The sequence below is a fragment of the Aeromonas sp. TECH754 genome (assembly GCF_056279295.1).
Map to the genome: position 1 here is coordinate 2,349,384 of NZ_JBWBRA010000001.1, position 21,928 is coordinate 2,371,311.

Genomic DNA, 21,928 nt, shown 5'->3' on the forward strand with positions numbered 1-21,928 from the left:
AAACGAGTAACAGGCGACAATAGCTTACTGATTTGGTTGGAAAAAATGATACTCTTCTCACCACCCTCATGTACAACGTTCAAGGCCAGTGTGCGATGCAACAATGCGGTATTTATGAACAACTCATTACTCAACTGCTGACATCTCGACTCGACCGCGAGCACTTTTACGTAGGGGAACGCCAGCTTGAACCAGCCGAAGCGGCTGTCTGGTTATCACGATTTCTGAGCCGTGTTTTGGAATATGCGGTGGGTTCGGTTACTGGAGAAGATCAGCTGCAACGGCAGATTGCATTGGCTAATCAGTTATTGCTTTGGCTAAAAGATCGCACGCAAGACCCAGACTTTATTGGCGAGAATCTCATCGATAGTCAGGGGAAAATCCTGACAGCACTCTACCAGTTGGATAACCCCATCTCCGCCAATTTAAAGCAATATGCCGAAGATATTTTCCCTCTGACAGGCCTAACGCAAAGTGAGCTGTTCTGCGGCAGCAATGCGGGCTTGTCGATGGAGTCGGAGATTAAACGGGAAATCTTATCAGCGGACAGCATCTGCTGGCTTGTCTCGTTTATCAAATGGGCAGGCATTCGTATTTTCCGCCATGAGCTGGAGGAGTTCACCCGCAGCGGCCGCCAATTAAAAGTGATTACCACTTCTTATATGGGGGCAACCGACGCCAAAGCAGTCGAATTTTTAGCCAACCTGCCCAACACAGAAGTCAAACTCAGCTACAACACCCAGCGCGAGCGGTTGCATGCCAAGAGCTATCTCTTTTGCCGAAATACAGGATTTCATACCGGCTATATAGGTTCATCCAACCTCTCTCATTCTGCCCTCACCAGTGGCTTGGAGTGGAACCTAAAAATCACCTCGCAAGAGATCCCTCATATTATCGAGAAATCCCTGAGTACCTTTGAAACCTATTGGGAGTCCGATGATTTTGAGCTGTTTGATGGCAAGCTCGAAAGCCGTACAAAATTACAGCATGCGCTGCAAGAGGCCCGTGGTGATTGCGACAAAAATGCTCCTGCCTATTTCTTTGATATCACGCCGTTCCCCCATCAACAGGAGATCCTTGAGCAATTGGCAATGGAGCGCTCCTTGCACCAGCGCTTTCGTAACTTGGTGGTTGCGGCCACCGGCACGGGAAAAACCTTGGTCTCCGCCTTTGATTTTGCTCGTTTTCTGAAAACCAAACCCGACGCCAAGTTTCTGTTTGTCGCCCACAAAGAGGAGATCTTGCGCCAAGCATTGGCCTCTTACCGCGGTGTGCTCAAGCAATCCCATTTTGGTGAACTATTGGTCGGTGGCGCCGTGCCAACTCACTACCATCAGCTATTTGCCTCGGTGCAATCCTTGAATAACCAACTGGCTAGTTTGCGTCTTAGCTCAGATTATTTCGATTACATCGTCATCGATGAGGTTCACCATATTGCCGCAGCCAGTTACCGGGGTTTGCTCTCAGCCTTCTCCCCTGAAATTCTCTTGGGATTGACTGCGACGCCGGAGCGCCATGATGGTGGTGATATTCTCGCGGACTTTGGTGGCGTGATCGCAGCTGAAATCCGCTTGCCAGAGGCCATCAATCGCCGCCATCTCTGTCCGTTCCACTATTTTGGCATCGACGATGATACCGACTTGCGCCAAGTCGCTTGGAAAAATGGCCGTTATGACATTAGTGAGCTCACCAATATCTACACCCACAATCAGCAGCGAGTGCAGAAAATAGTCCAAAGCCTCGATGAGATCGTCACCGATATTACCAAGATCAAGGCGCTGGCATTTTGTGTGAGCCGTGAACATGCCGATTTTATGTGCAAGGCATTTTTACTGAAAGGTATTAAGGCTGACATCCTCACCAGCGATAACCGAGACGAGCGGCATAGCAAACAACAAGATTTGCGTACCGGCGTTATCAATATTCTCTGCGTGGTGGATATCTTCAACGAAGGTGTCGATATCCCGGAAGTCGATACCTTGCTGTTTTTACGACCAACGGAAAGCCTCACCATCTTCTTGCAGCAATTAGGGCGCGGCCTGCGGCTGGCGAGTGATAAAGAGTGCTGTACCGTGTTGGATTTTGTTGGCAATGCCCGTGCTGAGTATGACTTTGCCCAGAAATTCCGGGCGCTGGTGGGTAAAACAAATAAGGCGATCAGCCACGAAATCAAACAGGGCTTCCCTCACGCCCCCCTGGGCTGCCGCATCGAACTCTCAAAACAGACCCAAGAGTTAATTCTGAGCAATATCAAGAAGGCGACCCTCAATACCTCAAGGCTCATGGGCCTGATCCGCCGTTTCTCACAGGATTGCGATTTACCGCTGACGCTGGCGAACTTTTTGAAGTTTTACCCTCACATCAGCCTTGAGGAGATCTACAAGCGCGGCAACTGGAGCACCTTGGTCAAACAGGCTCGTAACCACATTGTTTCTGAAATGAGCGATGATAAGTTATCTACCCTCTACACCCGGGCCATCCAAAAACGGCTATTGGGCTGCGATGCGCTCCATTACTTGAAATTCTTGCAGACCTTAGTGGAAGGCGCCTTTACCTTAACGGCCGAGCACGATGAGCGCATGACCTTGATGTGTCACTACGACTTCTGGCAACAGAGCGGCCCCAACGCAGGCTTTAGCTCCTTGACGCACAGCCTGAAACGACTCAATCAACCAGAGTTAAGGGCTGAGCTGGCAGATCTGTTACCCATGCTGATCAATCGGGTGCAGCACGAACAGCGAGCCATGCCTGACCTTCCCGGCAATCCGCTGCAACTGCATGCCCGCTATGCCAGAGAGCAGGTACTGGTTGGCTTTGGTGCGACCACCTTCGCGCAACAACCCACAGCTCGCGAAGGGGTGTATGTCATCGCAGAGCAAAATATCGAATTGCTGTTCGTGACCCTGAACAAGACGGAGCAGCACTTCTCCCCCACCACCCGTTATCACGACTACGCCATCAACGAGTCGCTGTTCCATTGGCAGAGCCAAAACAGCGCTCGCCCTGAGCATGGTAAAGGCCTGAGTTACATTAACCACAGAGCAGAAGGTAAGCGCTTGTTTCTGTTTGTCCGTGAGCAGAGCAAAGATGAATTTGGCCGCACCCTTGGCTTTGTGAACTTTGGTGAGGTGGAATACATCTCCCACAGCGGCAGCCAACCGATGAACATCAAATGGCAGTTGACCACTCCGATGCCTCCCTTCATGTGGAAAGAAGCAGCAAAGTTGGCGGTTGGCTAACTCCCATTAGATAAAACACCTCGCCCATCCGCGAGCCGTTTTCATTGGGATCAGCATGGGATCCGCTCGATGCGGCCGCCGCTGAGCTTGAAGAAGGCATCCTGTGGCAGCTCCTGGCGCCAAGTGGTGACATAGTCGAGATCGGCATAGGCGCCGCGCAGCATGGCGCCAAACAGGCCGTGGGAGATGACGATGGCGCGCTCGACGACGCTGTTATCCCGCAGCCAGCTCTGGGCCCGGCGCTGGATGCTTTGAAAATCTTCCCCGGCCGGCGCCTGCAGGTACCAATCCGGTTTACCGATATCGAGTTCGGGATGATCTTCCAGCAGATCCGGCACCCGACGGCTCTCCCACTCCCCCATCCCAAGCTCCACCAGCCGCTCGTTCTAGACGATGCGATCGCTATCTAGCCCCAGCTGCTGGCACACCAGTTGCGCCGTCTGCCGGGCCCGACCGAGGGGACTGGCATAGGGGGTCCAGCGTGCGGCGTCATCCAGCAGGTCGCGCAGGCGAGCCCCCATGGCGGCGGCCTGCGCCTCCCCCTTGGTGGTCAGATCCGAGTTGCAACGCCCCTGCAGCCTCAGCTCGGCGTTATAGCGGGTTTGGCCGTGGCGCAGCAGATAGAGGGTGCGCGGCATGGCTTCTCCAGCAAGTTGAGATAGACGAAAGGGCAGATGATAACAGATGGGCGGAACGATAAAGACTCAGGTGGCCGCAATGGGCGAGCAAACGGGTCAGGGCTGACCCGGTTCCTGCCACCGAGTTCAAGGGCGCTCAGCCCTTCTTGATCTCCCGCAGATAGCGGTAGATGGAGTGCACCGAGATGCCGAGCTGACGGGCGGTGAGCTGGGCGCTGTCTTTGAGTTCGAAGATCCCCAGCTCATGCAGCTGGTTGACCATGACCCGAGTCTTCTGGGACGGCGGCACCGCCTCGTTGCCCCGCACCTCGGCGCTGATGCTGTCGATGGTGCTGCTCAGGGCTTCGTCGATGTTGCGGGCGAACACCTCAGGGGTAGCGCTCGGCTCATGCTGGTGCATGCATTCGGGCATCATGGTGCGCAGCACGGATTGCAGCGGGGCGTCCATATCGCTGTTGATGCAGAGCAGCCCGATCGCCTTGTGCTCGCCGTTGCGAATGACGGTGGTGAGGGAACGCAGCGTCTTGCCGGTGGCGCACTTGGTCATGTAGGGACTGGAGACATCCTGCCCGCTCTTGAGTTTCATCATCGCCAGATTGGTGATGGGGGCGCCGACGCTGCGGCCGGTGATGTGGCCGTTGGCAATCTTGATGATCGACGGATTGCTCGCATCCAGGCTGTGCAGCAGCACCTCGGTATGCTGGCCATACATGGCGGCGATGCCGTCCACTATGATCTCCATCGCCTTGAGGATCTCGAAATCGGTCGGGGTCAACTCGTGCAGTTTCATGGGGGCCTTGATGGTAACGCCGCGGCCCATCATCGGCTGCGGCTGGGTGCCTGCTCAGGCAGACATGATAGCCTCGGCGGCAGCCATGTCCACTGTTGCCATCTGTCTGATCTCTATGGCGGTTTTTGCGCACTGCCGCAGGGCTGGCAAGCCTGGGCAGGGCATAGTCAAACGGCTCGCAAGCGACTCCCCTCTCAGGGCAGTCGATGAGCGATGGCCTCGATCTCGACCCTGACGCCCATCGGCAGATCCTTGACCGCAAAGCAGCTGCGCGCAGGACACTCGCTCAGGAAATACTGCTGGTAGACCCCGTTGAAGGCGGCGAAATCGGCGATATCTGCCAGATAGCAGGTGGTCTTGAGCACGGTTGCCAGACTGCCACCGCCGGCCTCCAGCACGGACTTCAGATTCTCCAGCGATTGGCGGGTCTGGGCCTCGATCCCGCCTTCCACCACGCCACCCTGGCGCTTGCAGACGGGCAGCTGACCCGAGGTGAAGATGAGATTGCCATAGGCGGTGCCATGGCTGTAGGGACCAATGGCATCGGGTGCAGCGGTTGCGACGATAACGGTTTTCATAGGACCTCCGAAGATCAGCAGGTGTGAGCGTCTAGCTCATGGTTCGTGCAACATTATTTGATTATAAATAGGTTTGTTCAACTTTATTTTTATAAAAATAAGCTTGAACACGCGCAAAGGAACAACAAACTACAATCCAATAGACTGATTTAAATAGAAAATTCATCTCTATTAAGGGTCTCAACGACTCAAGTTTTTTTGCATCTAACGCACCGCCAGGATTTTCATCGGGTGCATCAGACACTCCCGGGCAGCCGCTGGTGACTGGGTCGGCCTCAGACATGGCGTCCGCGACTCGGTCTGCCTCTGCGCCAAAACGAGACGGCTTGATCCCACGGGACACAGCCTGCGGATAGCGGATAGCGGATAGCGGATAGCGGATAGCGGATAGCGGATAGCGGATAGCGGATAGCGGATAGCAAAAAAGCAGCACTCGCTCGAGACAGCAACAATAACGGCGCCCGAAGGCGCCGTTTTTTTCATTCCCGCTGACGGGCTGAACAAGCCTGAGGCTTATTCGTCTTCCAGGTAGGCGTAGCCTTGCAGACCCAGCTCCAGCTCGTCGAGCAGGGCCTTGCGGGTTGCGTCATCCAGTTGCGGATGGGAGGCGATGCGCTGGTAGTTCTCACGGATGACGGACGGGTCGATGTTGACGTAACGCAGCAGCTGGTCGACGGTATCGCCGCGCACCACGTTGCGAATGTCCATCTTGCCTTCGTCATCGAGCCACACTTCCGCGCAGTGGGTGTCACCGAACAGGTTGTGCAGATCGCCGAGGATCTCCTGATAGGCACCGACCAGGAAGAAGCCGACGTGGCACACTTCGTCCTCGCCGTACTCCGGCATCGGCAGGGTGCTCTCGACCCCCAGACCATCGACGTAGTGCTCGACCTGACCGTCGGAGTCGCAGGTGATGTCCATCAGGATGCCGCGACGGGTGAGCGGACGCTCGAGACCCGCCAGCGGCATCACCGGGAACACCTGACCGATACCCCAGGCATCCGGCAGCGACTGGAACAGGGAGAAGTTGGCGAAACACTTGTCGGCCAGTTTCTCGGAGAGCTCGTCAGCCAGCGCGCGGTGGTTGCGGTTGACCGGGTTGAGCAGCTCTTTGAGCGTCAGGCAGGTGTTCTGGTGCAACATCTCGGCCCAGGCGCGTTGCTCAAGGTTGAGCAGGCCCATGGTGTACTGGGTGTTCACATCGCCCAGATCGGCCACGGAGTCGTGATAGATCTCCAGCAGAGAGGGATCGTCACTGCGCAGATCCAGCCAGCCCTTCCACATGTTCTGCAACAGGGTGGGCGCGTCGTCATCCGGTGCGCTGATGTCGTTCATCTCCACCCCTTCGGCACCAATGAGATTGGTGACCAGCACGGCGTGGTGAGCGGTCAGGGCACGGCCGGACTCGCTGATGATGGTCGGGTGCGGCAGGTCAAACTCGCGGCAGACGTCGCCGATGCCCCACACCACGTTGTTGGCGTATTCGGACAGGCTGTAGTTGGCGGAGCAGTGGCTCTGGGAGCGGGTGCCCTCATAGTCCACACCCAAGCCACCGCCAACATCGACCACGTCGATGGGCACGCCCAGGCGACGCAGTTCGGCGTAGAAGCGGCCGCACTCGCGGATGCCGCCCTGGATATCGCGGATGTTGGCGATCTGGGAGCCGAGGTGGAAGTGCAGCAGTTGCAGGCAATCCAGCTTGTCCAGGCTGCGCAGACGCTCGACCAGCGCCAGGATCTGGGAGGCTGAGAGGCCAAACTTGGACATTGAGCCGCCGCTCGATTCCCACATGCCGGAACCGGTGGAGGCGAGCTTGGCACGTACACCTATGTTCGGTTTGATGTTGAGGCGAGCTGACTCGTCCAGCACCATTTCCAGCTCGGAAGGCTTCTCCACCACGATGTAGACCTTGTGGCCCATCAGGTTGCCCAAGAGGGCGTGGCGGATGTATTCGCGGTCCTTGTAACCGTTGCAGACGATCACCGAGCCTTGCTCATGGTGATGGGACAACACGGCCAACAGCTCCGGTTTGGAGCCCGCTTCCAGCCCAAGCCGTGGCTTGTCGCTGTAGGACTGGCTGATGGTCTCGATGACGCGGCGCTGCTGGTTTACCTTGATCGGGTAAACGCACAGGTAGTCCCCTTCATAGCCTGACTTCTCGATGGCCTGACCGAAGGCGTTGAACAGCGCATCGACCCGGCTCTTGAGGATGTCGGGGAAACGCAGCAACACCGGGGTGGTCAGCCCGGACTGGCGCAACTGTTCGATGGCATCGGAGATGACGATGTGGGCATCGGGGCGCGACTTGTCGGGCGCGACGGTCACATGACCGGCGTCATTGATATTGAAAAAACCCGCACCCCAGTAGGGAACGTTGTAGACCTTCAAGGAGTCCTTGCTGGACCAGTTAGTCATGGGCTATGCCTCGCAAATGAGCGGCCATGGGCCGCCTTCGTTACCCTCAATCACATCCAGACCATCGATGGCAATCTGTGGCGAGCCGAGGCTGCCTGCTGGCGACCGAACAATAACGACACCCTGGTCATTACCTTCAACATCGCCGGCCTTTCGATTGCACATCGCGGCAAGCCTGAGCTGCCTGGTGGATCTTGGGAAGTAACGAGTCTTGATGTGGGGCTGGTGGCTTTACATCAAGCTCAACGGTATGCGGTGCCACGATAATGCAGCGCCGCGGTACTTTGATGACGGAAGGCATCAGCCACGCCGTCCGTTCATCATTCGGCAGCCATCGCGACGACAAGGGAGATTTCAAGGAAGATAAGGGAAGACGTCAGCACGCACAGGTGTTGATAGACGACAACCACCACAGCCAGCTCAACACCAGTGACCACCCATGACAAGGGAAGATGATGAGCCATTGGCTCAGTCGGTCAGTTGGATGATGAGAGTCCGTTGCTCTCCCTGATACCGGAGCCTAACCGGTATTAAAGAAACCATACCCTAGCAGTGTCTGTCGTTTCTGCGTGCCTCGCCCTATAGGCGTATGATCCTTCGGTGTCTGGCGGCTCTGCCTGCTCAGGGTTACCATCGGATCGGCGCGGAGTGTACACACTTACCGCCGCTACTGACAATAAAAAATCGTGTTAAAAAACGGGTTTTAGCGGGTGGGTCAAATCTTGCTGCCAGCAAGGCTGGCTCTGGGATGGCGCGCATTGGCCCCCCCTCCCGATTAGCCCTGAAAATAACAGGTGAACCGGCCATCTTGTCTCATGCCTTGCCGGCACAGGGCCGAGGTCATATTCGGTCGATGTGAGGGTGATTAACCACGCTTTCATTTGGAATTTTTATGCACAAGCCCCCTTGAATGACCGGTATCAACCCCTCCCGCCCCCTCTCTCAAATTCATCAAAAACTGCGCTGACGCAATAATCGGTGCGACAGTATTGTCCACAATGGCCCCTCATCATTTCCGGTTCGAGGCTTGTCCATGGATACCCTGCTTGAGCGTTTTCTGCGTTACCTGACTTTTCATACCCGCTCCGATGCGACCAATCCCGCCTGCCCCAGCAGCGAGGGCCAACGCGTCTTCGCCCGCGCCCTGCAGGAGGAGCTGACACAGCTTGGCCTCAGTCAGGTCATCCTGGACGAACACGGCTACCTCACCGCCTGTCTGCCTGGCAACCAGCCGAATGCCCCGGCCATCGGCCTCATCGCCCACATGGACACCGCCGATTACGAAGCCGAACACGTGGTGCCCCAGATAGTCGAGAACTACAGAGGCGGCGACATCTGTCTCGGCAAGGGGGACGAGGTGCTGGCCATCCGCCAGTATCGCTGCCTGAAAAACTACCTGGGCCAGGATCTCATCACCACCGACGGCACTACCCTGCTCGGTGCCGATGACAAGGCCGGTATCGCCGAGATCCTCAGTGCCGTCGAGCAGTTGCTGGCCCACCCCGAGATCCCCCGTGGCGATCTCTGGCTCGGCTTCACCCCGGACGAGGAGATTGGCCGCGGTGCCGATCTGTTTCCTCTCGATCGCTTCCCGGCCAAATGGGCCTATACCGTCGACGGCGGCGAGCTGGGGGAGCTGGAGTACGAGAACTTCAACGCCGCCGGCGCCACGGTGCGCATCACCGGCAACAACGTGCACCCCGGCACCGCCAAGGGCAGCATGATCAACAGCCAGACCCTGGCCGCCCGCTTCCATGCCGCCATGCCAACCGGGCAGACACCGGAGTGCACGGAAGGCTACGAGGGCTTCTTCCACCTGGCCCAGATGAGTGGCACCGTCGAGCAGAGCGAGCTGCACTACATCATCCGCGACTTCGATGACGACAGCTTCGCCGCCCGCAAGGCCCAGCTCAAGGAGCGGGTCGCCACCTTGCAACTGGAATGCCCCAAGGCGCGCATCGAGCTGGAGATCCGGGATAATTATCGCAACATGCGCAGCCAGATAGAGCCGCACCTGCACATAGTGGAATTGGCCAAGGCCGCCATGGTCGCGGCCGACGTGGTGCCGAAGATCAAGCCCATTCGCGGCGGCACCGACGGCGCCCGCCTCTCCTTCATGGGCCTGCCCTGCCCCAACCTGTTCACCGGTGGCCACAACTTCCACGGCAAGCACGAGTTCATCCCGCTGCAATCCATGGAAAAAGCGGTCGCCACCCTGGTGGAGCTGGTGCGACTGACCTCCGCCTACCGGGCATAATCCGGCCCCCTTGAGCAGGGCGAGCCACGCTCGCCCTGCCATCAAACTGTCATTCGGTTGCCACGCGGCGGGAACAGCGCCGGCAGATGCTGGGGCAAAGGATCCACAACGCAGCCCCATGTTCAGCCTCGACACTCTGCTGTGACAGCACCTGCCCCGCCTCTCCAACCGCCGATCCGCCCGCGGCTCAGGCAGGGGCTGCACTGGCTGCACTGGCTGCTGCACGAGCAGACCTTCGTGCACGTTGCCGAGCAGTATCCCCATCTGCACTGCATCGAGGTCTGGGGTGGGTGGAAATGAGCCGCATCAAGCCCCACAAGCGGGCGCGCTACATAGGTCAGCAGCCAGACACGCCATCCCCCGACGCATTGACAGACAGGCCGGTTGCCATCAAGCAAAAGGGAGGCATAGCCTCCCTGTTATCCATCAAACCAGCGCCGATCACTCCACGGCGGGCTTGCGATCCGCATGCCCGAGATCACGCTCCGGCGCTATGATGTCACGCACCCGTTGCTTGATCTCTTTGGCCTCGGGGAAGCCCTCATCGACCACCCGATCCCACACCTGTACGCCGTTCACCAGGATCTTGAACTCCCCCTTGCTGGCGGGCACCAGCGCCACCTCGCCGAGGTCGCTGTCGAAGGTGGAGAGCAGTTCCTGGGCCAGCCAGGCCGCGCGCAGCATCCAGCGGCAGAGGGTGCAGTAGCGGATCTCGATGCGAGGCTTGGCGACGGGGGTGAGCTGTTCTGTCATGGGATGATTCCGTAAAAATGGGGCAACGGGCGGCGGGCGCCCGCAATGCCGCGTGCAAAGAGGACGGGGCTAGTCCGATTGGGCGACCCCGTGAAAATCGGCAAGCCAATGGCGCGCTATGGTCTGCATGGTCGCCTGTGGCAACTCGAACAAGCCGGGTGCCGGGGCCTGGCGAGAGAGCTGATGCACCCCCTCGATGATCTCCGCCAGCACCAGATAGACATACTCGCCGATGACGGCGCCATGGACAAAGTTGACGGCCTCCCCCCGGTTGAGCAGGAAGATGGTGCTGCCATCCGGCCGGGTGAGCGCCAGCACGTGAGGGCACACCTCTTCGCTCGGCCAGGGGAGCTGGGAGAGACAAAACGCGAACTCGTCGTCGGCCGAGGTCACCGAGGCCAACATGGCACCGGGGCGCAGCGCCAGCAGATCGGCCAGATCCAGCGAACCGTTGCCGGTGGAGCAGATCACCAGCTCGGCCCGGCCGAGGGCCTCTTCCTTGCCCACCAGCTTGAAGCCGTGGGAGAGCGCCTCCACCTGGCGCAGGGCATCCGTCTCCACCAGCTCCAGGTGCAGGTTGCGGCAGCGCAGCTCGCGGGCGATGCTGCGCCCCACCTTGCCATAGCCAAACAGGGCGGCCTGGCAGACGTTGAAGGTGCGATTGAGGGTGCGGGCCAGGGATTCCGCGGAGTAGACCACGCTCAGGCCGATCTGGATATCCTCGGCCTGCTTGAGGGGGCTGCGCGCCACCGAGATGACGGGAGCGGCCAGCAGCTCCTGCTCGTAGCGCTGATGACCGTTTTCGGTCATTTCCACCACCCCGATGAAACGCGCCCCGAAGTGCTCGGAGAGGATGGCCTGGGTCCTGGCAAAATAACCGCCGATGTCCAGGATGATGAGCCGCTCATGGGCCTCGACCAATGGCGCTATCTGGGCGATGACCTCTGTTGGATCATTGCTCCAGTGGCGATCGAGGGGTAACACCGGATAATGCTGCTGGGCCCAGGTCAGGGTCGGTCCGTGCACTGACTTGGGTTTGGGCAAGATGGCGCCCACCCGCCCGATTTGGGCGAGTGCCTGGATAAAATGGGGCCTGTCGGGGAGCAGATGGGTGACCAGCAGAATACAGAGGCCCTCGAGGCGTGCCTGCTCGATGAAATGGCGAAAAAACAGATGCTCAGATCCTTGACTGCGCAACTGTGCGCCTCCTTAGTGTGCCGCAAGTATGCAGGCAAACAGAACCCGGCATGGCCGGGTTCTGTTTGCATCCAGATAAAATATTAATGAAATCATTTTTATCTGAAACCACAATAGCGCTCAATCTTTATCTGCGCAGACTATGACTGACCATGCAAATATCAAGGTAATCGCCTGTTTTTCATGCAAAAATCAGTACAGTGATGCCTCCGGCCAGACCCACCACAGACTCAATCCGGCGCCGATGCCCGCCACCAGGATCAGCAGCGCCCAGCGCGAGATCCAGGGCTTGTTGCGCAAGGCCCATTCCAGCAGCGGCAGCAGCCAGACCGGTAGCAACACCAGCAGCGGTACCTCCACATATTGCCAGGCCAGCATCTGCACGAAGGCGAGTGCCAGCGCCAGGGGTGCAGGCGACACCCTCACCCCGGCAAAGGCACCGAGCAGGGCACGGAAACCGGCGAAGGCCGCCAGCGCACCCGCCAGCTGGGCGATGAGCAGGCTGCCGTCGATGCCGATAACCAGCGCCAGCCAGATGAAACCGAGCGCGAAACCGAGCCCCTCCTGGCTGTCGGTGCGCAGCTGTGACCAGCCGTACCAGACGATGGCAGGCAGCAGTGCCAGCCAGATGCGCGGTTCGGTGGCGAGCACCGAGGCTAGCCCCAGCCACCACACCAGACCGCCGAGCACGGCAAACAGCGCCACCGCGGCCCGCTTGTCGGTCAATTGCGCCGCAAGGGCGGGCACCAGCAGCGTCAGCGGCAGCCATTGCCACGCCTTGACCGGCAGGCCATAGACACCGCCGAGCAGGCAGCCCACCAGCCAGAGCGCCAGCATCCCCCACAGATACCCCAGCCTGGGCCAGCACCATGACAGCAAAGCGGCCCCCAAGGGAGCCGCCAGGGTTTGCAACAGGAGTGCAGCGCCCATTACTTGCGCACGCCTTCGACGAACAGATTGATGGTCAGCTCATCGGTGATGTTCGGCACCATGAAGTTCACGCCAAAGTCGCTGCGCTTGAGAACGGTGGTGGCATTGAAGCCATTGCGGTAGCCGCCCCAGGGATCCTTGCCTTCACCGATGTGCACCAGATCGAAGGCCACTTCCTTGGTGACGCCGTGCATGGTCAAGGTGCCCTTGAGCACGCCCTTGTCCTTGGTGCCCTCATAACCGGTGCTGACGAAGGTCATCTTGGGATACTGCTTCACGTCCAGGAAGTCCGGGCTGCGCAGGTGCTTGTCACGGGGCTCGTGGTTGGAATCCACGCTGGCGGCATCGATCTCGAAGCTCGCCTTGGCCGTGGCCGGGTTGGCCTCGTCCACGCTGAAGGTGCCACTGAAGGTGTTGAAGCGGCCCACCACCTCGGAGAAGCCGAGATGGCCCACCTTGAACTGGACTGTGGTGTGCGCCGGATCGACATTGTAATCGGCGGCCATCAGGGGAGCCGCCATAAACAGGCAGGAGGCCAGCAGGGTTTTGGTCATCTTCATCGCGCTCATTCCATTTTCCTTCATTTATTCATTGAGAAGCCATAACTGTAGACGGGATGTTAACCTCACGAACGATGATAGATAATTAGCGTTATATTAAAATGATTATCATCTGACAGTAGAAAGTGAGGAGAGAAACGTCATGGATCAGATAGCCGCCATGCGCACCTTCATCAAGGTGGTGGAATGTCAGAGCTTTACCAAGGCCGCCCATCAGCTCGGCATCTCGGTCGCCATGACCTCCAAGCTGATGCAGCAACTCGAGGAGTCGTTGTCGACTCGGTTGCTGTCGCGCACCACCCGCCAGGTCAACCCCACCGAGGCGGGCCAGTTCTACTACCAGCGCTCCCAGGCGCTGCTGGCCGAGCTGGAGGAGACCCACAGCCAGCTCACCCGCAACAACCAGCAGCCACAAGGTACCCTCAAGCTGTCTGTGCCCATGGACTTTGGCTACCTGCACCTCTCCCCCGCCCTGCCGCTGTTTCGCGAGCGCTTCCCCGAGCTCAAGCTGGAGATAGAGTACAGCGATCGGCGGGTAGCGCTGGTAGAGGAAGGCTTTGATCTGGCGCTGCGCATCGGCAACCTGCCGGACTCTTCCCTGGTGGCCAAGCAGCTGGCCATGATGAAGCTGGTGGTGTGCGCCAGCCCGACCTATCTGGCCCGGCGAGGCACACCACGGAGTCCCGAAGATCTCAAGCAGCACGACTGCCTCATCTACACCCTGACCCAGCCGGACTGGGTCTTCAAACGGGATGGGGAGCAGATAAATGTGCGGCCCCAGGGGCCGCTGCGTGCCAACAACGGGGTGGTGCTGACCCGGGCCGCCTGCAATCACATGGGCATCATCTGGCAGCCAACCTTCATCGTCGGGGATGCGCTGCGTTCGGGGGAGCTGGTCTCCTTGCTGCCCGAGTGGGATCAGGGGCAGATCGGGCTCTATGCGCTCTATCCGCACCGCCGCTTCGTCTCGGCCAAGGTACGCTGCTTCATCGAGTTCGTGCAGGAGCGCTATCTCGCCCCCCACTACTGGGATCGCGAGGTGTGACAGACAGCCGCCACTGGCAGGAGCGCTACCTCGCGCCCATGACAGGTGCTGGGATCACAAGATATGAGATTAGGGCCGGGGAACGGCAGGCAGCTCGGCCACCAGCAACAGTCCGGTCAGCGTCAGCTGCCAGCGAGGCAACCGGCGGCGCAGGGTCGCGAGCTGCGCCTCACTCAGGACGTAGGGCAAGGTGATGTGCAGGCAGTGGCAGTCCAGCATCCCTGCCAGTTGCAGCGTCAGGATGAGGTTGGCCTCGTCGGTCTTGTGCTTGTTGATGCGCTTGCCGAGCTCCTGGCGAAAGTGGGTCTCGGGATCCTGGGTCATCGCCTGCCAGCCATAGCCAAACAGCGGGATCAGGGTGCTGACGATGCCAAGGGCAGTCAGCGGCCGCTTGGGGGGATGATAGAGCCCGTTGAGATCCAGCAAAACGGGATTTTGATGGGGCTCACGACTACCGGATAAAATAGCATTACTCATTGGATAACCTTGTTGATTCCTCTAGACTTCGCCGCAGTTTTAACCAGACATGCCAACGAGGTGCTGATGCTAAGCGATATCGAGATCTCCCGCCAGTCCCCCCGCCTGCACATTGACGAACTGGCCAGGCGACTTCGCATTCCGGCCGCCCTGCTCAGCCCCCAGGGCCACTACAAGGGCAAGCTTAGCCTCGAACTGCTCAAGCAATCCGCAGCCAAACAGGCGGGCAAACTGGTGCTGGTGAGCGCCATCACCCCCACCCCGCTCGGTGAAGGCAAGACGGTCACCACGCTGGGACTCTCCATGGGGCTCAACCACATCGGCCAGCCCAGCATCGCCACCATTCGCCAGCCGAGTCTTGGCCCCGTGTTCGGGGTCAAGGGGGGCGCCGCCGGAGGGGGTCACGCCCAGGTGGTGCCGATGGAGGAGATGAACCTGCACCTGACCGGGGATTTTCACGCCATCGCTGCCGCCCACAACCTGGCGGCGGCGGCGCTGGATGCCCGCCTGTTCCACGAGCAGCGGCTCGGTGACGAGTTCACCACCAGAACCGGCCTGGCGCGGCTCGACATAGACCCCGCCAACATCCTCTGGCCACGCACCCTCGACATGAACGATCGCGCCCTGCGCCACCTCACCATAGGCCAGGGCGGCCCCGCCGACGGGGTGGAGCGTGCCGATCGCTTCGTCATCACCGCCGCCTCCGAGCTGATGGCAATCCTGGCGCTCGCCAGCGATCTCAAAGACCTGCGCGCGCGCATCGGCCGCATCCAGCTGGCCCTCGATAACCGTGGTCAGCCCATCACCGCCGAGCAGCTGGAGGTGGCCGGCGCCATGACGGTGCTGCTCAAGGATGCGCTGCAGCCGACCCTGATGCAGACCACCGAGCAGACCCCGGTGCTGGTACACGCCGGTCCCTTCGCCAACATCGCCCACGGCAACTCCTCGGTCATCGCCGATCGCATCGCGCTGGGCTTGACCGACTATGTGGTGACCGAGGCGGGCTTTGGCTCCGACATGGGGCTGGAGAAGTTCTTCAACATCAAGCACCGCCAGTCCGGCATCACCCCCTCCTGCGTGGTGCTGGTGGCCACGGTGCGCAGCCTCAAGGCCAACAGCGGCCTGCTCGACATCCGCCCGGGTCAGCCCCTGCCCGCGAGCCTCGGGGAAGAAGATCTGCCGACCCTGCGCCAGGGCTGCGCCAACCTCGCCTGGCACGTTGCCAATGCTCGCCGCTACGGGGTACCCGTGGTGGTCGCCATCAACCGTTTCCCGAGCGACAGCCAGGCTGAGCTGGCGTTGCTGGCGGACGAGGCGCGCCGTGCCGGTGCCTGCGGCGTCGCCCTCTCTGAGTCCTTCACCCAAGGCGGCGCAGGCGCCGCCGAGCTGGCCAGAGTGGTGATCGACGCCTGCCAGCAACCGAGCGACATCACGCTGCTCTACCCGGATGAGATGAGCCTGACGGCCAAGCTCGCCACGCTGGTGGAATGCGGCTATGGCGGCCGTGGCGTCCTGCTGTCGGACAAGGCGCGGGCCCAGCTCGCGGCACTCTCGGCCGCAGGCTGGGATCATCTGCCCATCTGCGTGGCCAAGACACCGCTGTCACTGAGCCACGATCCGGCCCAGAAGGGGGTGCCCACGGATTTCGAGGTGCCCATCGACGAGGTGAGGCTGTGCGCCGGTGCCGGCTTCGTCTACGCCCTGGCGGGCCCCATCATGACCATGCCGGGGCTCGGCAGTCTGCCGGCCTATCGCCACATCGACATCGATGACGACGGCGAAATAGTGGGGCTGAGCTGACAGAACCCGACTACCAACCTCACCATCGATAGACAGCGAGAGAGTCGGACTGAGCCAATCCGGCAAGTCCGCCAGAAACAACAAGGCCCCACCAATTGGCGGGGCCTTCTGCTATCTGCGAGGCAACAACGCGACTTGGAACCTGTCTACGAGCTGTCGCGAGAGGTCGTCAGCTAGGTGAAGAGCAGCGCAGGAACCGGAGCGTATAAACATACGTGAGGATTCCGAGCAGCGCATGAGCCTTGATCACGGCCTCGCAGTAAGATCGTGCACAGGTTCTTAGAGCGTGAAGCGCTGGGTCATATGATGCAGCGAGGTCGCCAGCTTGCTCAGCTCGATGCAGGCCTGGGCGGTCTGCTGGGCGCCCTGCGCATTCTCGTCCGCGGCATTGTGAATGTTGACGATGCTGCGGTTGAGCTCCTCGGTCACCGCGTTCTGCTCCTCGGTGGCGGTGGCGATCAGGGTGTTCATGTCGCTGATCAGGGTGACGGCACCGTTGATGCTGTCGATGCTGTCGCCCGCTTCGCGCGCCAGCCCGACGCTGTTTTGCATCTGCTGACGGCTCAGTTGCATGGCGCTGCCCGCCTCGGCGGTGCGCTCCTGCAGCACCTCGATCATCTTGCTGATCTCGGCGGTGGAGTTCTGGGTGCGCTGGGCCAGAGAGCGCACCTCGTCGGCGACGACCGCGAAGCCTCGGCCCTGCTCACCGGCGCGGGCCGCCTCGATGGCCGCATTGAGCGCCAGCAGGTTGGTCTGCTCGGCGATGCCGCGAATAACGTCAAGCACCATGCTGATGTTGGTGCTGTCCTGCTCCAGCTGCTGCACCACGCCACCCGCCTGCTCGATCTGCCCGGATACCTGCTCGATGCTGGTGATGGCGCGCCCCACCACCTTGTGCCCCTCGCCCGAGGTTTGAGAGGCGGCCTTGGCGGCACTCATGGCATCCGTGGTGTTGCGGGCCACCTCGTTGACGGTGGACTGCATCTCGTTCATGGCGGTGGCCACCTGGGAGACCTCGCTCTGCTGGCTGGCCATGCCCTTGGCGGACTGCTCGGAGATGGCGCTCACCTCCTCCACTGCGCTGCTGAGCTGGCTCACCGAACCCGCGATCTCGCTCACCAAGTCTGCCAGGGAGCCCTGCATGCGATCGATGGCGGTGCCGAGCTGGCCCAGCTCATCGCGCTTGAAGCGATTGCCCCGGATCCACTCCTGCAGCTCGCCCTTGCCGAGATCGCCGCTCGCGATGCGCTGGGTCTGGCGGGCCAGCATCACCAGCGGATCCCGGATCTGACGGGTCAGTACGGTGGACAGCACGGCCACCAGCCCCAGTCCCAGCAGCAGGGCGATGATGATGCTCAGCTTGGCGCTGTCAAAGGCAGCCACCACCTCGGCACGGGAGTTGATGGAATAACCGTGGTTGATCTGAATGAGCTCCGACACCGACTTGGCCAGAGCGGTGTAGAGGGTGACCCCTTCGGCCATGAACAGGTGCTGGGCCTCGGCCATCTGGCCGCCGTCCTGCATCTGCTTGATGCGCTGATGCAGGGCGACGTACTTCTGCCAGTCCAGCTTGACGGTGTCAAAGGTGCGGCGCTCCTCCACATCCTCCGCCCAGATGGTGGCATCGTGGGCCGCTATCTGGCGATCGGCCTCGCGCAGGCTCTGCTCGCTGGCATCGCGGTAATGGGCTCTCTGCTGGGGGTCGTCCGCCACCAGGAACACATCCAGTTCGTAGCGGCGCAGGGCATTGATGGTCTCACCCAGGTTACTGGTACGCACGACGGCGGGCAGTATGCTGTCGGTAAAGCCAGTGGCCGCCCGGTTCATGTTGCCAAACTGCAGCAGCGAGAAGCCGCCGATAAAGGCCATCATCAGCCCGAGCACCGCAAAGCCTGCGGTGAGTTTCTTACCTATGGTCATGGTGTTCATGGCATGTCCTGCAATGGGTGAGCGAGTGGTATTCGTCTGTGCAGTGCCTTCCTGGCACGGATCAGGATACCTGCCATCCATAGCAGTACATCGAGTCGCCTGACCCCGTTGACACGGATGAGGCGAGCTCCAGGGTTAGCCGTGGCCTGTCCCATGAATCGACCTTGCCCTCTTCGGGCAACGGCCACGACGGTGATCAACCGACATGGTGAGCTGTATCGGCTCGTTCGCACGCGGCTTTAGCACTTTTCTGATGAAAGCGTCGGGGGAAACAGCAGGGGGAGAAGACAACAGGGGCATGTCGCAGCGACATGCCCCTGTCTGTTAGCCTTTCAGGCCGCCAAGGAACTCGGCGCGGGTGTCCGGCTGGGTCTTGAAGACGCCACCGAGGGAGGTGGTGGTGGTATAGGAGGTGGAATCCATCACGCCACGGGCCTTCACGCAGAAGTGCGTCGCCTTGATGCTGATGGCCACGTCACGGGTGCCGAGCAGGGTCTGCAGCGCCAACAAAATCTGCTGGGTGAGGCGCTCCTGCACCTGGGGCCGGCGGGCGAAGAACTGCACGATGCGGTTGATCTTCGACAACCCTATCACCTTGCCACGGGGGATGTAGGCCACGTGGGCCAGCCCGTCGATGGTGACGAAGTGGTGCTCGCAGGTGCTGGTGAGACTGATGTCTCGCACCATGATCATCTCGTCCACCTTCATCTTGTTCTCGATCACCGTGACCTTGGGGAAGGTGGCGTAATCGAGGCCGGAGAAGATCTCGTTCACGTACATCTTGGCGATGCGGTGCGGCGTCTCGGTCAGGCTGTCGTCACGCAAGTCCAGCCCCAGCGTCTCCATGATGGCGCGCATGTGGCCTTCGATCTTCTCTTTCTTCTGCTGGCCGTTCAACTCATTGGCCACCAGCGGTGTCTCCAGGCCCTGGGCCTCGAGGGCGGCCCTGACCAACAGGGCTTCCTGGCTTAAGCTCGTCATCTTGTTTCTCTCCCACGCTCAGGGACTGTGATGGCCACCGTACCGGTGACGGCACTCTGTGGTGCGCACCCGTTCAGGACGGTAATAGTACAGGGCGATTATTGTCATAATTCGGACTAACTCAAGCCCGACACCTGACTTTATGTCAAACCGTCCTGTTTTACCCTCAATCCACCCTGCCCATACGGGGGGATCCGCTGCGAGGCTCCTCCCCCGCCGACCAGCCTGCCAAGAAAATCCCCCCTTCGCCACCCCCCGTGTCCGTCCACCGCCCTTTCCTGTGCGATGAACCTGCCCATCCGGGCTGATTTTTGGGATAATCTGCCCTCTACCACACCAAAGAGGTCATGATGATGGGATTCGATACCGGCTCACTGCTCCCCCTGGGCGATGCCCTGCAAGGGATGCTGGACCAACTTGCCTGCTGCTGCGATACCGAGCAACTGCCGCTGCCACAGGCGCTGGATCGGATCCTGGCCCAGGACATCACCTCCCCCCTGTCGGTCCCCCCCTTCGACAATGCCGCCATGGACGGTTACGCCGTGCGCCAGGCAGATCTCGCCGCCGGCGTCCCGCTCAAGGTGGCGGGCAAGGCCTTCGCCGGTCAGCCCTATCAGGGAGAGTGGCCCGCCGGTCACTGCATCCGCATCATGACAGGCGCCCCCGTTCCCGCTGGCACCGAGGCGGTCATCATGCAGGAAGAGACTGAGCTCGACGGAGAATCGGTGCGTTTCCTCTGTCAGCCGAGACCCGGCCAGAATATTCGCCGCCGTGGCGAAGACATGGCGGAGGGCTCGCAGGTGCTGGCCTCCGGGCTGCGCCTCAGCCCCCGCGAGCTGCCGCTGCTGGCATCCCTGGGTATCGCCAGCGTGACGGTGCGCCGCCCGCTCAAGGTGGCCATCTTCAGCACCGGGGATGAACTTAAACCTGTGGGTACCCCGCTCCAGCATGGGGACATCTACGACTCCAACCGCTACGGGGTCAAGGCCATGCTGGCGCGCTTGGGGATCGATTGCCTGGATCTCGGCATCATCCCGGACGATCCCGCGCAGCTGCGGGCCGCCTTCATCAAGGCAGACGCTGAAGCCGATGCCCTGATCACCACCGGCGGCGTCTCGGTCGGCGAGGCGGACTTCACCAAGCAGTTGCTCGAAGAGCTCGGCGAAATCGGCTTCTGGAAGCTCGCCATCAAGCCGGGCAAGCCGTTCGCGTTCGGCCGCCTGCCCAACGCCTGGTTCTTCGGCCTGCCGGGCAACCCGGTCTCCGCCATGGTCACCTTCGATCAACTGGTGCGCCCCGCCCTGGCCAAACTCGCCGGGCAAACCTTGATGCCACCACTGCGTGTCAGCGCCATTGCGAGTGAACCCTTGAAGAAAGCACCGGGCCGGATGGACTTCCAGCGCGGCATCCTGAGTCAGGGGCCAAACGGGCTGGAGGTGCGCAGCACCGGCTCCCAGGACTCCGGCGTATTCAGCTCCCTGTCTCGCGCCAACTGCTACATCGTGCTGGAGCAGGCACGGGGCAAGGTGGCTGCGGGGGAAATCGTCACCGTCGAACCCTTCGCGGGGCTGCTGCTGTGAGCGAGATCCTCTCCGATGCTGAACTGCTGCGCTACAACCGCCAGATTATCCTGAAATCCTTCGACTTCGAGGGGCAGGAGGCGCTCAAACAGGCCGCGGTGCTGGTGATTGGTGTCGGTGGTCTCGGCTGCGCCGCCAGCCAATATCTGGCGGTGGCCGGGGTCGGTCGGCTGACCCTGGTGGATTTCGACAAGGTGGAGCTCTCCAACCTGCAGCGCCAGGTGTTGCACAACGACGAACGCATCGGTGAGAACAAGGTGGACTCGGCAGCGCTGAGTCTGCGCGCCCTCAACCCCTGGCTCACAGTTGAGACCCACGCCGTCGTCGCCGACGAGGCGCTGCTCGATACCCTGCTGCCCGCGCATCAGCTGGTGCTCGATTGCACCGACAACGTTGCCATCCGCAACCTGCTCAACCAGAAGGCCAGACAACATAAGGTGCCGCTGGTCTCCGGCGCCGCCATCCGGCTGGAAGGGCAGCTGTGCAGCTTCACCTGGCAAGAAAATGAGCCCTGCTACGCCTGCCTGAGTTCGCTGTTTGGCGAGCAGTCCCTCACCTGTGTCGAGGCCGGCGTGCTGGCCCCCATGGTCGGCGTGGTCGGCAGCCTGCAGGCGCTGGAAGCCATCAAGCTGCTGGCCGGCATGGGCAAGAGCCATAGCGGCCGGCTGCTGATGATCGATGGCTTCGGTGGCGGTTTTCGCGAGCTGAAGCTGCCCAAGCGTCCCGACTGCCCGGTCTGTTCGCTGCCAGCCTAGTCCC

At 60.6% G+C, this 21,928-nt stretch carries 19 protein-coding genes and 1 pseudogene; 8 read left to right on the plus strand and 12 right to left on the minus strand.

From position 1 onward, the window contains the following. Positions 1–95: 95 nt before the first annotated feature. Positions 96–3,239 carry a DEAD/DEAH box helicase gene (locus ACZ9IL_RS10330; protein ID WP_476005339.1) on the plus strand — a complete coding sequence of 1,048 codons (3,144 nt, stop codon included), beginning with the start codon at positions 96–98 and terminating at the stop codon, positions 3,237–3,239. 50 nt (positions 3,240–3,289) lie between these two features. On the opposite strand, the pseudogene ACZ9IL_RS10335 reads toward ACZ9IL_RS10330, so the two are convergent. The 5 genes and pseudogenes from ACZ9IL_RS10335 to speA form a co-directional block, all read right to left on the minus strand. Beyond that, positions 3,290–3,877, minus strand: a pseudogene (locus tag ACZ9IL_RS10335) (histidine phosphatase family protein). Positions 3,878–4,013: 136 nt separating this feature from the next. Next, complete coding sequence (locus ACZ9IL_RS10340) at positions 4,014–4,667, minus strand: helix-turn-helix transcriptional regulator (protein WP_476003436.1); 654 nt, start codon at positions 4,665–4,667, stop codon at positions 4,014–4,016. Between the two features lie 194 nt (positions 4,668–4,861). Further along, positions 4,862–5,245 (minus strand): RidA family protein, encoded by a 384-nt coding sequence (locus ACZ9IL_RS10345; RefSeq protein WP_476003437.1) that lies wholly within the window; start codon positions 5,243–5,245, stop codon positions 4,862–4,864. Positions 5,246–5,306: 61 nt separating this feature from the next. Further along, positions 5,307–5,528 carry a hypothetical protein gene (locus tag ACZ9IL_RS10350; RefSeq protein WP_476003438.1) on the minus strand — a complete coding sequence of 74 codons (222 nt, stop codon included), beginning with the start codon at positions 5,526–5,528 and terminating at the stop codon, positions 5,307–5,309. 230 nt (positions 5,529–5,758) lie between these two features. Beyond that, positions 5,759–7,660, minus strand: a complete 1,902-nt coding sequence (speA, locus tag ACZ9IL_RS10355; protein WP_476003439.1) for a biosynthetic arginine decarboxylase — start codon at positions 7,658–7,660, stop codon at positions 5,759–5,761. 266 nt (positions 7,661–7,926) lie between these two features. On the opposite strand from speA, the gene ACZ9IL_RS10360 reads away from it, so the two are divergent. The 3 genes from ACZ9IL_RS10360 (at position 7,927) to ACZ9IL_RS10370 (ending at position 10,217) form a co-directional block, all read left to right on the plus strand. Beyond that, complete coding sequence (locus ACZ9IL_RS10360; protein ID WP_476003440.1) at positions 7,927–8,103, plus strand: hypothetical protein; 177 nt, start codon at positions 7,927–7,929, stop codon at positions 8,101–8,103. 590 nt (positions 8,104–8,693) lie between these two features. Next, positions 8,694–9,917 carry a peptidase T gene (gene pepT, locus ACZ9IL_RS10365; protein WP_476003441.1) on the plus strand — a complete coding sequence of 408 codons (1,224 nt, stop codon included), beginning with the start codon at positions 8,694–8,696 and terminating at the stop codon, positions 9,915–9,917. A 141-nt stretch (positions 9,918–10,058) separates the two neighbouring features. Beyond that, a complete protein-coding gene (locus tag ACZ9IL_RS10370) occupies positions 10,059–10,217 on the plus strand; it encodes a hypothetical protein (protein WP_476003442.1) in 159 nt (52 codons plus the stop codon). Between the two features lie 141 nt (positions 10,218–10,358). On the opposite strand, the gene ACZ9IL_RS10375 is transcribed toward ACZ9IL_RS10370, so the two are convergent. From ACZ9IL_RS10375 to ACZ9IL_RS10390, 4 genes are all read right to left on the minus strand, one after another. Next, positions 10,359–10,670: an Rdx family protein gene (locus tag ACZ9IL_RS10375; RefSeq protein WP_476003443.1), complete on the minus strand. Its 312-nt coding sequence runs from the start codon at positions 10,668–10,670 to the stop codon at positions 10,359–10,361. A 69-nt stretch (positions 10,671–10,739) separates the two neighbouring features. After that, positions 10,740–11,867: an adenosylhomocysteinase gene (locus ACZ9IL_RS10380; RefSeq protein ID WP_476003444.1), complete on the minus strand. Its 1,128-nt coding sequence runs from the start codon at positions 11,865–11,867 to the stop codon at positions 10,740–10,742. A gap of 192 nt (positions 11,868–12,059) precedes the next feature. Next, on the minus strand, positions 12,060–12,797 hold the full coding sequence (locus ACZ9IL_RS10385) for a hypothetical protein (protein WP_476003445.1): 738 nt from the start codon (positions 12,795–12,797) through the stop codon (positions 12,060–12,062). Continuing rightward, positions 12,797–13,357 (minus strand): YceI family protein, encoded by a 561-nt coding sequence (locus ACZ9IL_RS10390; protein WP_476003446.1) that lies wholly within the window; start codon positions 13,355–13,357, stop codon positions 12,797–12,799. The genes ACZ9IL_RS10385 and ACZ9IL_RS10390 overlap by 1 nt, the downstream gene beginning before the upstream one ends. Positions 13,358–13,499: 142 nt before the next feature. Here ACZ9IL_RS10390 and ACZ9IL_RS10395 point away from each other — a divergent pair, with 142 nt between their 5' ends. Beyond that, entirely contained in the window at positions 13,500–14,402 is a 903-nt protein-coding gene (locus tag ACZ9IL_RS10395; protein ID WP_476003447.1) for a LysR family transcriptional regulator, read from the plus strand. 69 nt (positions 14,403–14,471) lie between these two features. Here the strand turns inward: ACZ9IL_RS10395 and ACZ9IL_RS10400 are convergent, their stop codons facing one another. Then, positions 14,472–14,879 (minus strand): hypothetical protein, encoded by a 408-nt coding sequence (locus tag ACZ9IL_RS10400; RefSeq protein WP_476003448.1) that lies wholly within the window; start codon positions 14,877–14,879, stop codon positions 14,472–14,474. 66 nt (positions 14,880–14,945) lie between these two features. On the opposite strand from ACZ9IL_RS10400, the gene ACZ9IL_RS10405 reads away from it, so the two are divergent. Then, positions 14,946–16,679 (plus strand): formate--tetrahydrofolate ligase, encoded by a 1,734-nt coding sequence (locus ACZ9IL_RS10405; RefSeq protein WP_476003449.1) that lies wholly within the window; start codon positions 14,946–14,948, stop codon positions 16,677–16,679. A 279-nt stretch (positions 16,680–16,958) separates the two neighbouring features. Here ACZ9IL_RS10405 and ACZ9IL_RS10410 read toward each other — a convergent pair whose 3' ends face one another. Both ACZ9IL_RS10410 and folE read right to left on the minus strand, forming a co-directional pair. Continuing rightward, the gene (locus tag ACZ9IL_RS10410; protein WP_476003450.1) at positions 16,959–18,608 is read right to left on the minus strand and encodes a methyl-accepting chemotaxis protein; all 1,650 of its coding nucleotides are present in this window, start codon (positions 18,606–18,608) and stop codon (positions 16,959–16,961) included. Positions 18,609–18,932: 324 nt separating this feature from the next. Further along, a complete protein-coding gene (gene folE, locus ACZ9IL_RS10415; RefSeq protein WP_476003451.1) occupies positions 18,933–19,589 on the minus strand; it encodes a GTP cyclohydrolase I FolE in 657 nt (218 codons plus the stop codon). Positions 19,590–19,942: 353 nt separating this feature from the next. Here folE and moeA point away from each other — a divergent pair, with 353 nt between their 5' ends. Both moeA and moeB read left to right on the plus strand, forming a co-directional pair. After that, positions 19,943–21,169, plus strand: a complete 1,227-nt coding sequence (gene moeA / locus ACZ9IL_RS10420) for a molybdopterin molybdotransferase MoeA (protein ID WP_476005340.1) — start codon at positions 19,943–19,945, stop codon at positions 21,167–21,169. Then, the gene (gene moeB, locus ACZ9IL_RS10425; protein ID WP_476003452.1) at positions 21,166–21,924 is read left to right on the plus strand and encodes a molybdopterin-synthase adenylyltransferase MoeB; all 759 of its coding nucleotides are present in this window, start codon (positions 21,166–21,168) and stop codon (positions 21,922–21,924) included. Before moeA ends, moeB begins: the two co-directional genes overlap by 4 nt. Positions 21,925–21,928 lie beyond the last annotated feature (4 nt).

Bases quoted from the DNA above. Each gene is read 5' to 3' on its own strand.
- ACZ9IL_RS10330 (WP_476005339.1), top strand. From the start codon at position 96: ATGCAACAATGCGGTATTTATGAACAACTCATTACTCAACTGCTGACA.
- ACZ9IL_RS10340 (WP_476003436.1), bottom strand. From the start codon at position 4,667: ATGAAACTGCACGAGTTGACCCCGACCGATTTCGAGATCCTCAAGGCG.
- ACZ9IL_RS10345 (WP_476003437.1), bottom strand. From the start codon at position 5,245: ATGAAAACCGTTATCGTCGCAACCGCTGCACCCGATGCCATTGGTCCC.
- ACZ9IL_RS10350 (WP_476003438.1), bottom strand. From the start codon at position 5,528: ATGTCTGAGGCCGACCCAGTCACCAGCGGCTGCCCGGGAGTGTCTGAT.
- speA (WP_476003439.1), bottom strand. From the start codon at position 7,660: ATGACTAACTGGTCCAGCAAGGACTCCTTGAAGGTCTACAACGTTCCC.
- ACZ9IL_RS10360 (WP_476003440.1), top strand. From the start codon at position 7,927: ATGCAGCGCCGCGGTACTTTGATGACGGAAGGCATCAGCCACGCCGTC.
- pepT (WP_476003441.1), top strand. From the start codon at position 8,694: ATGGATACCCTGCTTGAGCGTTTTCTGCGTTACCTGACTTTTCATACC.
- ACZ9IL_RS10375 (WP_476003443.1), bottom strand. From the start codon at position 10,670: ATGACAGAACAGCTCACCCCCGTCGCCAAGCCTCGCATCGAGATCCGC.
- ACZ9IL_RS10385 (WP_476003445.1), bottom strand. From the start codon at position 12,797: ATGGGCGCTGCACTCCTGTTGCAAACCCTGGCGGCTCCCTTGGGGGCC.
- ACZ9IL_RS10390 (WP_476003446.1), bottom strand. From the start codon at position 13,357: ATGAAGATGACCAAAACCCTGCTGGCCTCCTGCCTGTTTATGGCGGCT.
- ACZ9IL_RS10395 (WP_476003447.1), top strand. From the start codon at position 13,500: ATGGATCAGATAGCCGCCATGCGCACCTTCATCAAGGTGGTGGAATGT.
- ACZ9IL_RS10400 (WP_476003448.1), bottom strand. From the start codon at position 14,879: ATGAGTAATGCTATTTTATCCGGTAGTCGTGAGCCCCATCAAAATCCC.
- ACZ9IL_RS10405 (WP_476003449.1), top strand. From the start codon at position 14,946: ATGCTAAGCGATATCGAGATCTCCCGCCAGTCCCCCCGCCTGCACATT.
- ACZ9IL_RS10410 (WP_476003450.1), bottom strand. From the start codon at position 18,608: ATGAACACCATGACCATAGGTAAGAAACTCACCGCAGGCTTTGCGGTG.
- folE (WP_476003451.1), bottom strand. From the start codon at position 19,589: ATGACGAGCTTAAGCCAGGAAGCCCTGTTGGTCAGGGCCGCCCTCGAG.
- moeA (WP_476005340.1), top strand. From the start codon at position 19,943: ATGGGATTCGATACCGGCTCACTGCTCCCCCTGGGCGATGCCCTGCAA.